The sequence below is a fragment of the Streptomyces sp. NPDC000151 genome (assembly GCF_040301705.1).
Taxonomy (GTDB): domain Bacteria; phylum Actinomycetota; class Actinomycetes; order Streptomycetales; family Streptomycetaceae; genus Streptomyces.
In genome coordinates this window covers 18,135-27,113 of record NZ_JBEPFC010000097.1, presented here as the reverse complement: position 1 = coordinate 27,113, position 8,979 = coordinate 18,135, and the positions used below count along the sequence as shown (strand labels likewise).

Here is an 8,979-nt window from a genome sequence, read left to right as displayed (position 1 = left end):
CCGTCCCCGGCCACGCCCGGCGGGCCGCCGCTCTGGCTGGCCGGCAGCGACACCCCGCGGGTATTGGCGCGCACGGCCGAACTGTACGACGGCTGGCTGCCGTTCCTCCCGGAGGCGGCGGCGTACGCGCGGGCCTGGGAGCGGATCGGGCAACTGGCCGCGGAGCGGGGGCGGTCGCCGGGCGACATCGCGCCGGGGCTGTACGCGACGCTGGCGGTCGGCCCGGACCGGGCGGCGGCACGCAAGGAGCTGGACGCGTACACGCAGGCGTACTACGGGCGCTCGCTGGCGGAGATGGCGGGGTTCCAGGCGTACGGGTACGGCAGTGCGGCGGAGTGCGCGGAATGGCTCGGCGGGTACGTCCGGGCCGGGGCCCGGCACCTCATCGTACGGATCGGTTCGCTGGATCCGGCCGCGCAGCGGTCCCAACTGGCGGAGATTGCGGAGGAGTTGGTGCCCGCGCTGCACGCGGGCACCTGACCCTTGCGTTCCCCGCTACGGAGCGGGCGCGGGCTTCGGCGTGGCCGCGGGCGCGGTCTTCTTCGGCTTCCCCGGGCCGAGGGCGCGCAGTACTTCCCGCATGGCGTACGGCGAGTAGACGATGGCGTTGTGTTCGCTCAGGTCGGCGACGCACAGGTCCTGCAGAAGGACGTTGCGGACGTTCGGGCCCTTCAGCCAGCACGAGGTGTAGGGCGTGACCACCTCGTCGTACTTGGTCGCGATGACGGTGTAGCGCACGCCGTCGACGGTGTCTGCGCCGTCGTTGAGCTTGTTCATGAAGGGGCTGCCCTTGTGCTGTTCGGTGCACGCGGGCACGGCCAGGTTGGTGAGCTCGATGGTGGCCGGGTACTGCTTCATGAGCGCGGCGATGCCGTTGCCGGTGGTGCCGTGGTTGTTCGGGGCCAGGCCGATCAGATGGTGCACCTTGGCGGCGCCGCCGAGGTACTTCAGGTAGTAGCGCGGCAGCATGCCGCCCTGCGAGTGCCCGATGATGTCGACCTTCTCGGCCCCGGTGGACTCCAGCACCCGGTCGACGTAGGCGGCCAGCTCCGCCGCCGACTCCTCCATCGACGCGATGCCGTGGACCAGCGGTACCCGCGGATCGGCCCCGTAGTCGAGCCGGAAGACGCTGTATCCGGCGGCAGCGAGGACGGGGGCGACGGTCAGCCAGTAGGTCTCGGCGTTGCCGAAGGTGCCGTGGACCAGGACGACCGGGCGCGGGTGGTCCTCGTCCGGGCGCGCCGACCAGTCGTCGATGCCCGGCGCGCGGGTGAGGGCGGTGGCCGCCTGCGTCGTGATGGCCGCTGCCTGGGCGAGGGCCAGCCCGTCGGCCATGGCGCCGGTGACGCTCTTGGAAACCGCTTCGAGCGGGTTGGGGATCGGTAACTTGGGACCTTTTCCGGTGGGGAACATTGAATATCCTCCCGACATGACGGAATCACCCTTTCCGCCTCGAATAAGCGGATGGGCCCCGTTATGCGGCCTCACGCTATCGCTCCGAAGGCGATCTGCCCCCGTTCGGTTTCTCCCGAGGGCCGGTATCCCGCCACCCCGAGGGCACGCCGTCCGCGCAGCCCGATGCCGCGAGGACGGCGTCCGCGGCATCGGCCCGGAACAGCGCCCGCCCGGCGGCGATCCGGGCCTCCCGCACCGGCCCTTCGCGGGTCAGGCCGTCGAGTACGCGCAGCAGGTCCGCCGGGTCGCGGGCGTGGCCCGACAGGCCGGCGGCCGCCATCCGGCGGGCCCCCGCCGCGCCGTGTCCGGGGATCGGCCGGTAGCTCACCACCGGCAGCCCGGCCGCCAGCGCCTGGGCCGCCGTCTGCCCCGCCGCGTTCTCCACCAGTACGCCCGCCGCCGCCATCAGGGCCGGTACGTCCGCCACCCAGCCGAGCGCCACGGCCCCGGGCACCCGGCCGATCCGCCGTCGCAGCGACCGGCTGCGGCCGCACATCACCACCGGCAGGTAGCCGCCGTCGCGGAGCAGCGCCGCCGTGTGCGCCAGGTGCGAGGCCACGCCCCAGGCCCCGGCGGAGAGCAGGACCGGGGTGCGGCCGGGGGCCCGGGCCGCGAAGCGGCGGGCGAAGAAGGCGGTACGGGACGGGGGCGGCGCGGTGCGGAACGCGGCGGGCACCACAGGGCCGACCGCTTCCGCGCCCCGGCCGCCGAGCCGGCCGATCTCCTGCGCGGTCTCCCGGGTCGGGCAGAGGTGCAGGTCGTTGCCGGGATGGAGCCACTGGCGGTGCACGGCGAAGTCGGTGAGCACGACGACGCTCGGGCAGCGCAGCGCCCCGGCGTCCCGCAGCCGGCCGCTGACCTGCGCGGCGAGGTGGAAGGTGGCGATCACCGCGTCGGGCTCCGCGCCGGCCAGGCGGCGCCGCAGCTCCTTGGCGGCGGGCGCGACGACCGGCGAGGTGTCGGCGGGGCCCAGCTGCGGACGGCCGGGCCCAGCGGGCGGGCGGGGCGCGAAGTAGGCGCGGTAGATCGCGTCGTAGAGCGCGGGCGCGTGCCGCACGGTGGCGGCGTAGAAGCCGCGCAGGGCGGCGCCGGTGCCGGCCGGCAGCAGGTCGAGGACGTCCAGGGTCTCGGCCTGGTGGCCGCGGCCGGTCAGCCGGTGCGCGAGTTCTCCGGCCACCGCGTGGTGACCGGCCCCCATGCCGGCGCTGAGGATGACGAATCGTCCGCCCACGTGTCCACCGCCCCGGTCCGGGTGCCCTTCCCGAGCATTCCATGACGTACGCGACCATACTGGACGGCATGCGCATCGACCGTCCTCCGCTCGGTCCCGCCGCGTGGCAGGCGGCGGGCGCGGCCGCGACAGCGGCGGCCGCGCTGCACATCGTCCCGGCCGGGACCTGGCTGCCACCCGTACGGCGCGTCCTCTTCCCCGGTCTCGACGGCCAGGGCCATCCGGGGCACGTCGCGCTGACCTTCGACGACGGCCCCGACCGCGCGAGCACGCCGCGCTTCCTCGACGCGCTGGACGGCCTGGGCGTGCGGGCGACCTTCTTCCTGCTGGGCGCGGCACTGGCCGAAGCGCCCGAGGTGGGGCGGGACATCGTGGCGCGCGGGCACGAGGTGGGGCTGCACGGCTGGGACCACCGCAGACCGTGGTGGCCCGCGCCGGCCCGTGAACTGCGCGAGCTGCGCCGGGCCGTCCGGGCGGCCACCGACATCTGCGGAGTGCGGCCCCGGTGGTACCGGCCGCCCTACGGCATCCTCACCGGCGACCGGTGGGCCGCGGCGCACCGCCTCGGGCTGCGCACCGTGCTGTGGTCCGTGTGGGCGCGTGACTGGGTGGCGGAGGCCGATGCCGCCGCGGTCGTGCGCACCGTGGAGCGCCGACTGGAGGGCGGCGCGACCGTCCTGCTGCACGACAGCGACCGCACGTCGACGCCCGGTTCCTGGCGCGCCACACTCCAGGCGCTGCCCGTACTGGTGCAGCGCTGCCGCCACCAGGGCCTCACGGTGGGTCCACTGCGGGACCACGGCACCGACACGGGGTGGTGACGCCCGAGGTGGCAATTGCCCGGATCATCACGAAAGTCATGTCATGCTGGTCCGGATCTGGTATCAGGACATAGAGGGTGAGCCCCAGCCCGGAGGAGGTCTCCTGTGGAAGCCGCGGGACCGCTGCCGCACAGTCCTGTACTCCCGGAGGACCGGCCCGGGCGCCACGGCCCCGCCCCACGGGCGCACCGGACCGGCGCACCGGTGGCGCTGATCACCGGCGCCTCGTCCGGCATCGGCGCGGCCGTCGCCACCCGGTTCGCCGCCGAGGGCGGCTGGCAGCTGCTGCTGAACGGCCGTGACCAGGAGCGCCTGGGCCGGATCGCCGACCGCTGCGGGGCCACGGCCCTCCCCTGCGACCTGGCCGACCCGGCGGGCTGCGGGCAGCTGGTCGACAGCGCCTTCGACGTGGCGGGCGGCGTGGACGTCCTGATCGCCGGGGCCGGCATCGGCTGGGCCGGCCCCTTCACGGCCATGCCGCCGGCCGCCATCGACGAGGTACTGGCGGTGGACCTTGCGGCCGTCATGCACCTGACCCGCCGGGTGCTCCCCCACATAGTGCGCCGCGACCGCGGACACCTCCTCTTCGTGGGGTCGATCGCGGGCGCCGTGGGAGTACGCGAGGAGGCCGTCTACTCGGCGGCCAAGGCGGCCGTCGCGGCCTTCGCCGAGAGCCTGCGGTACGAACTGGCCGGCAGCCGGGTGCGGGTGTCGGTGGTGGTGCCCGGCGCGGTCAACACCCCTTTCTTCACCCGCAGAGGCGCGCCCTACCAGCGCTCCCGGCCGCGGCCGATCGCCCCGGCCCGGGTCGCCGACGCCGTCTGGGACGCGGTGGCGCACGAGCGCAGCGAGGTCTTCGTCCCCGGCTGGCTGCAGTTCCCCGCCCGCTTCAAGGGCCTCGCCCCGGCCCTGTTCCGGCGGCTGGCCACGCGCTTCGCCTGAGGGGCCGCCCGATCCGTCCTCTCCAGGAGGACGACCGAGGAAGGACGTCGTGCTGAGCTACCTCCTGGCCGTGCTCGCCGCCTGCGCCAATGCGGCCGCCTCGGTGCTGCAGCGGCGCGCCAGCCGCGACCTGCCGGGCGAGGACAGCCTGCGGCCGCAGCTGATCCTGCACCTGCTGCGCCGCCCGGTGTGGTTCGCCGGCTTCCTCTGCGTGATCCTCGGCTTCGTCCTGCAGGCGGCCGCGCTGGCGACCGGCAGCCTGTCGGTCGTCCAGCCCATCCTCGTCATCGAGCTGCCGGTGACGCTGCTGCTGGCGTCGCGGGTGTTCCACACCCGGCTGCACCACCGCGAGTGGCTGTCCGCCGTGGGCATGACCGGCGGGCTGGCCGCCCTGCTGTACTTCCTCTCGCCCGCCCCCGGGAACGGCGAGGAGGCGGGCTGGCAGGCGTGGACGGTGGGCGTCGGCGCGAACCTCCTCGTCGTCGTCGCCACCGTGGAGTGGGGCCGCCGCCAGTCTCCGGCGCTCCCGGGCGGCGCCAGCCGCAGGGCCGCCGCCTTCGGTGTCGCCGCCGGCTGCCAGTTCGGGCTGACGGCCGCCTTCATGAAGGGCGCGATGGGCCGCGAGGAGGAGGGCCTGACCGCGGTGTTCGCGGCCTGGCAGCTGTACGCGATGGTCGCGGCGGGCATCCTCGCGATGTTCCTCCTCCAGTCGGCGCTGCACGCCGGCAACCTGCTCGCGGCCCAGCCCGGACTGACCCTCTCCGACCCGCTGGTGGCCATCCTGTGGGGCTCCCTCGCCTTCGCGGAGCACGTGCGCGGCGGCTGGTACGTGGTGCCGGCCGTCGCCGGCGGCGCGCTGATCGCCGGCTCCGCGCTGGTACTGGCCCGTTCCCCGCTGCTCAAGGGGGAAGCGGCGCTGCGTGAGGCCGCCCGGGTGCCCTCGGCCGAGCAGCCGCCCGCCGGCCGCCCCCCGGTGCGGTGAAGCATGCTGTACCTCTACGGTGTCCTCGCCGCCTGCCTGTTGGGGCTGGGCTTCGTCCTGCAGCAGCACGCGGCACGGGAAGCGCCGCTGACCGACATGCTCAGCTTCCGGCTGCTGCTGGACCTGATGAAGGTACCGCTGTGGCTCGCCGGGATCGGCTGCATGATCGTCGGGCAGATCTTCAGCGTGCTCGCGCTGAGCCAAGGCGACCTGTCCCGCGTCGAACCGCTGCTGGCCACCAACCTGCTGTTCGCCATGGTGCTGGCCCGGTGGCTCAGCGGGGAGCGGCTGGGCTGGTCGGGCTGGGCCGGCGTGCTCCTGCTCAGCGGCGGCGTGGCGGCCTTCATCATCGCCGGAAGCCCGTACAGCGGGCCCGCCCACACCGGCACGCTGCGGCACTGGATCGTCTTCGGCGGCGTCCTCGCGATCGCGCTGCTCCTGGTACTGACGGCCCGTCATGTGCGCCTGGTGGAGGAACCGCCGCTGCTGGCCGCCGCCGCGGGTGTGCTGTACGGCCTCCAGGACGCGCTGACCCGCGTGTCCAGCTCGATCGCGGAGGACCACGGCCTCGGGAGGATGCTGCTGAGCTGGGAGCCGTACCTGATCGTGGTGCTGGCCGTGACGGGCCTGATGCTGGTCCAGAGCGCCTTCGAGGCCGGGCCGCTGCGGATGTCCCTGCCGGCACTGACCGCGGCCGAACCACTGGCCGGCATCGCCTGCGGCATCGGCTTCCTCGGCGACCGCATCCGCGTCACCCCCGCCGCACTGGCGGGCGAACTCCTGGGCCTGGCAGCGGTAGTGACCGGCGTCTTCCTCCTCGGCCGCCACCCGGCCATGCCCACGGGCAGCCACGGGGGCCCGGACGATGCTCCGGACGAGCCGCCCGAAGGGGCCTAGGGCGTTTCGGGCAGGCCCCGTCCCGCCGTCCCGCCATCCGGGCGGGCGGACGGCGGGACGTTGCGGACACGACCTAGGCGGCGCTGACGGCGTCGTTGCGCCACAGGAGTTCGCCCTCGCGCTCCTCCGCGTTGCTGAGGATCAGTTGTGCGTCTTGCTGGCCCAACTTGATTGCCTCGTTGATGAATTCCGGTTCAAAAAGCACGTAGCTGAGCAGCTCGCCACGACTGTGTCCAGGGCCGAGCAGGGTGGCGAGGAAACTCAGGTCCAGATTCTGCAGACGGCGGATCCCGCGGAAATAGGTATCCAGGACGTATGCGGCACGTTCACCGAGCTGTCCGTACTGACCGGGGGCCGGCCCTCCGAAGAGGTAGTCGATGACCTCGTAGTCGCGCCCGCGCGGGCTCTTCACCGGTTTGCTGGACTTGATCAATTCGTCCATCTTGCCGAGGGTGCGGACGTCTTCGATCATGCGATCGGCCATCAGCCCGTTCAGGATCTGGGCAGAATCGTCCAGGATGGACGGCTCGGTCTCCCCTATCCCGCGGGGCTGGGGAAGGTATCGCACGGGCGCGGTCGCGATGACCGCGACTCGGCTCACGCCGAGCTCGATCGCCGGCTTGATGGGTGCGTTGAGCCGCACACCGCCATCCATGTACCAGCCACCGGCCAACCCGATGCGAACCGGCGGGAACGCCACGGGGATCGCGGCGGATGCCAGCACATGCTCCTCGGTGAGGACGGCCCGGGTGTAGTCCACCGCCCGGTCGGCGTCGCTCGGCGGCAGCCGGTCGGCTCGCGGCCCCTCCACGAAGATTTCGGTGCGGCCGCTGTAGCACGCCGTGGTGGCCACCGCCACGGCCTGTACCGTCCCGTTCTGCAGGTTGTCGTGCAGCTGACGCCAATCCAGCTTCTTCTGCAGGGTCTTCCGCAGCGGAGCGGTATCGAGCAGAGCGGACAGCGAGGCGCGGGACGGGTTCAGCAGCCCGGCGAGGTACTGCCTGAGGACCACCGGCACGGCCCTGGGCAGGAACGGCTCGAAGACCTGGTTTTTCGTTATCCCCCGCCACACCTTCAGTGCCTCATCGGCGGCCTGTTGCGCGGGCAGGTGGGCGAGCGAGGCGAAGAGCGCCGCGTTGAGGGCCCCTGCGCTGGTGCCGACGAACACCCCCGGCCGCTGGCGACGCTCGTCAAGCTTCGGCAGGAGCGTCGCCAGCATCCCGGCCTCGTATGCCCCGCGGGCGCCGGCCCCGGCCATCACGACACCGATGTTGCCGTCACTTGTTTGCGCACGCGATTCAGACGGCGAGGCGCGCTTGGACTCGGCAGCACGGCGAGCTCCCTCGCTGACCGTCCTGGATCCCGTCTCTCGCTGCGACGTCTTGGGTTCCGTCTCGGGCATGATCTCTCCCTGTTGTCGGCCGGCGCGTGCGATGGTTCATGGGACGGCTCTACGAGGCCGGGGTTCGATTGCCAGTTCGGCTCGTCCACCCGGTTCCAGGCATGCACTGGGTTGAGCGGTGCTGTGTTGAGCGGTGCTGTGTTGCGAGGTGCCTTGTTGACCGGACGTGCTGGGACTCGGCACATTCGGAGAGCAGTTGCCGTTGTGGTTCGAGGGACTCCCCGGTCTCCCCGCCTCCCACCTCGTGCGACAGGTGCTGGTGCAATAGCAGTCCTCTTGGCGGCACGTCGCAATGGCCGAACCGGCCATTGCTGGGCCCGTGCCTACCGCTGCCGCTCGGCGGCCCGGCGGCTCGCCGGTCCGGGTGTCACCCCTCGCGCAGCTCCAGGGTGCAGCACTTGACGCTGCCGCCGGCCTTGAGGAGTTCGGTGAGGTCCACGCCGATCGGCTCGAACCCTCGCTCGCGCAGCCCCGCGACGAGCCCCGTCGCGGATTCCGGCAGCAGCACGTGGCGGCCGTCGGAGAACGCGTTGAGGCCGAACACCGCCGCGTCCTCGGCCGTCGCGAGGAGCGCGTCGGGGAACAGCTCGCGCAGTACCGCCCGGCTGCCCGGCGTGAACGCCTCCGGGTAGTACATGACCTCGTCCTCGGAGAGCACGGCGAGCGCGGTGTCCAGGTGGTAGAAGCGCGGGTCGACCAGGGTCAGGCCGGTGACCGGCACGCCGAAGAACTCCTGCGCCTCGGCGTGCGAGCGGGGGTCGGTGCGGAAGCCGGTACCGGCCAGGAGTCGGCGGCCGACCAGCAGGTAATCCCCCTCCCCCTCGTTGACGTGCTCGGGCCAGTACGTCTCGGTGAAGCCGTGGGCGCGCAGCCAGGAGAGGTACAGCGGCCCCTCGGCGGTGCGCTTCTCGTGCCGGAAGCGGGCGCCCAGCACCCTGCCGTCCACGACCGTGGCGCCGTTGGCCGCGAAGACCATGTCGGGCAGCCCGTCGGCCGGCTCGATGACCTCCACGGTGTGGCCCAGCTCCCGGTACAGGGCGCGCAGTTGCTCCCACTGGGCGAGGGCGAGCCCGCCGTCGACCGGCTTCTCGGGCTCCATCCAGGGGTTGATGGAGTACGTGACGTCGAAGTGGCGGGGCGCGCACATCAGAAGGCGGCGCGGCACGGCGGTACGGGACATGGCGTCTTTCCCTTTATTCGGGTTGTTCGGGGGACGGTTATTCGGGGGGCGGTCGAAGTGTCGGCGCGC

Annotated in this window: 9 protein-coding genes; 5 read left to right on the top strand and 4 right to left on the bottom strand. The window is 72.9% G+C overall.

The window, feature by feature from the left end; all coding sequences use genetic code 11:
• Positions 1–480 (top strand): LLM class flavin-dependent oxidoreductase (locus ABT381_RS24125; RefSeq protein WP_351598027.1); only part of this gene is annotated, 480 nt, incomplete at its 5' end.
• Positions 481–495: 15 nt separating this feature from the next.
• Here ABT381_RS24125 and ABT381_RS24120 read toward each other — a convergent pair.
• Together ABT381_RS24120 and ABT381_RS24115 are read right to left on the bottom strand one after the other, a co-directional pair.
• A complete protein-coding gene (locus ABT381_RS24120) occupies positions 496–1,335 on the bottom strand; it encodes an esterase/lipase family protein (RefSeq protein ID WP_351598024.1) in 840 nt (279 codons plus the stop codon).
• 154 nt (positions 1,336–1,489) lie between these two features.
• Entirely contained in the window at positions 1,490–2,653 is a 1,164-nt protein-coding gene (locus ABT381_RS24115; RefSeq protein WP_502965715.1) for an MGDG synthase family glycosyltransferase, read from the bottom strand.
• A gap of 74 nt (positions 2,654–2,727) precedes the next feature.
• Between ABT381_RS24115 and ABT381_RS24110 the strand changes: the two genes are divergently transcribed.
• The 4 genes from ABT381_RS24110 (at position 2,728) to ABT381_RS24095 (ending at position 6,328) form a co-directional block, all read left to right on the top strand.
• Positions 2,728–3,507, top strand: coding sequence for a polysaccharide deacetylase family protein (locus ABT381_RS24110; RefSeq protein ID WP_351598019.1), 780 nt, complete (start codon positions 2,728–2,730; stop codon positions 3,505–3,507).
• Between the two features lie 105 nt (positions 3,508–3,612).
• Positions 3,613–4,449, top strand: a complete 837-nt coding sequence (locus ABT381_RS24105) for an SDR family NAD(P)-dependent oxidoreductase (RefSeq protein WP_467753693.1) — start codon at positions 3,613–3,615, stop codon at positions 4,447–4,449.
• A 49-nt stretch (positions 4,450–4,498) separates the two neighbouring features.
• Positions 4,499–5,431 carry a DMT family transporter gene (locus tag ABT381_RS24100; RefSeq protein WP_351598017.1) on the top strand — a complete coding sequence of 311 codons (933 nt, stop codon included), beginning with the start codon at positions 4,499–4,501 and terminating at the stop codon, positions 5,429–5,431.
• A gap of 3 nt (positions 5,432–5,434) precedes the next feature.
• On the top strand, positions 5,435–6,328 hold the full coding sequence (locus ABT381_RS24095; RefSeq protein WP_351598015.1) for a DMT family transporter: 894 nt from the start codon (positions 5,435–5,437) through the stop codon (positions 6,326–6,328).
• A gap of 73 nt (positions 6,329–6,401) precedes the next feature.
• Here ABT381_RS24095 and ABT381_RS24090 read toward each other — a convergent pair whose 3' ends face one another.
• Together ABT381_RS24090 and ddaH are read right to left on the bottom strand one after the other, a co-directional pair.
• Positions 6,402–7,730, bottom strand: a complete 1,329-nt coding sequence (locus tag ABT381_RS24090; protein ID WP_351598012.1) for a patatin-like phospholipase family protein — start codon at positions 7,728–7,730, stop codon at positions 6,402–6,404.
• A gap of 367 nt (positions 7,731–8,097) precedes the next feature.
• The gene (gene ddaH / locus ABT381_RS24085; RefSeq protein ID WP_351598009.1) at positions 8,098–8,910 is read right to left on the bottom strand and encodes a dimethylargininase; all 813 of its coding nucleotides are present in this window, start codon (positions 8,908–8,910) and stop codon (positions 8,098–8,100) included.
• Positions 8,911–8,979 lie beyond the last annotated feature (69 nt).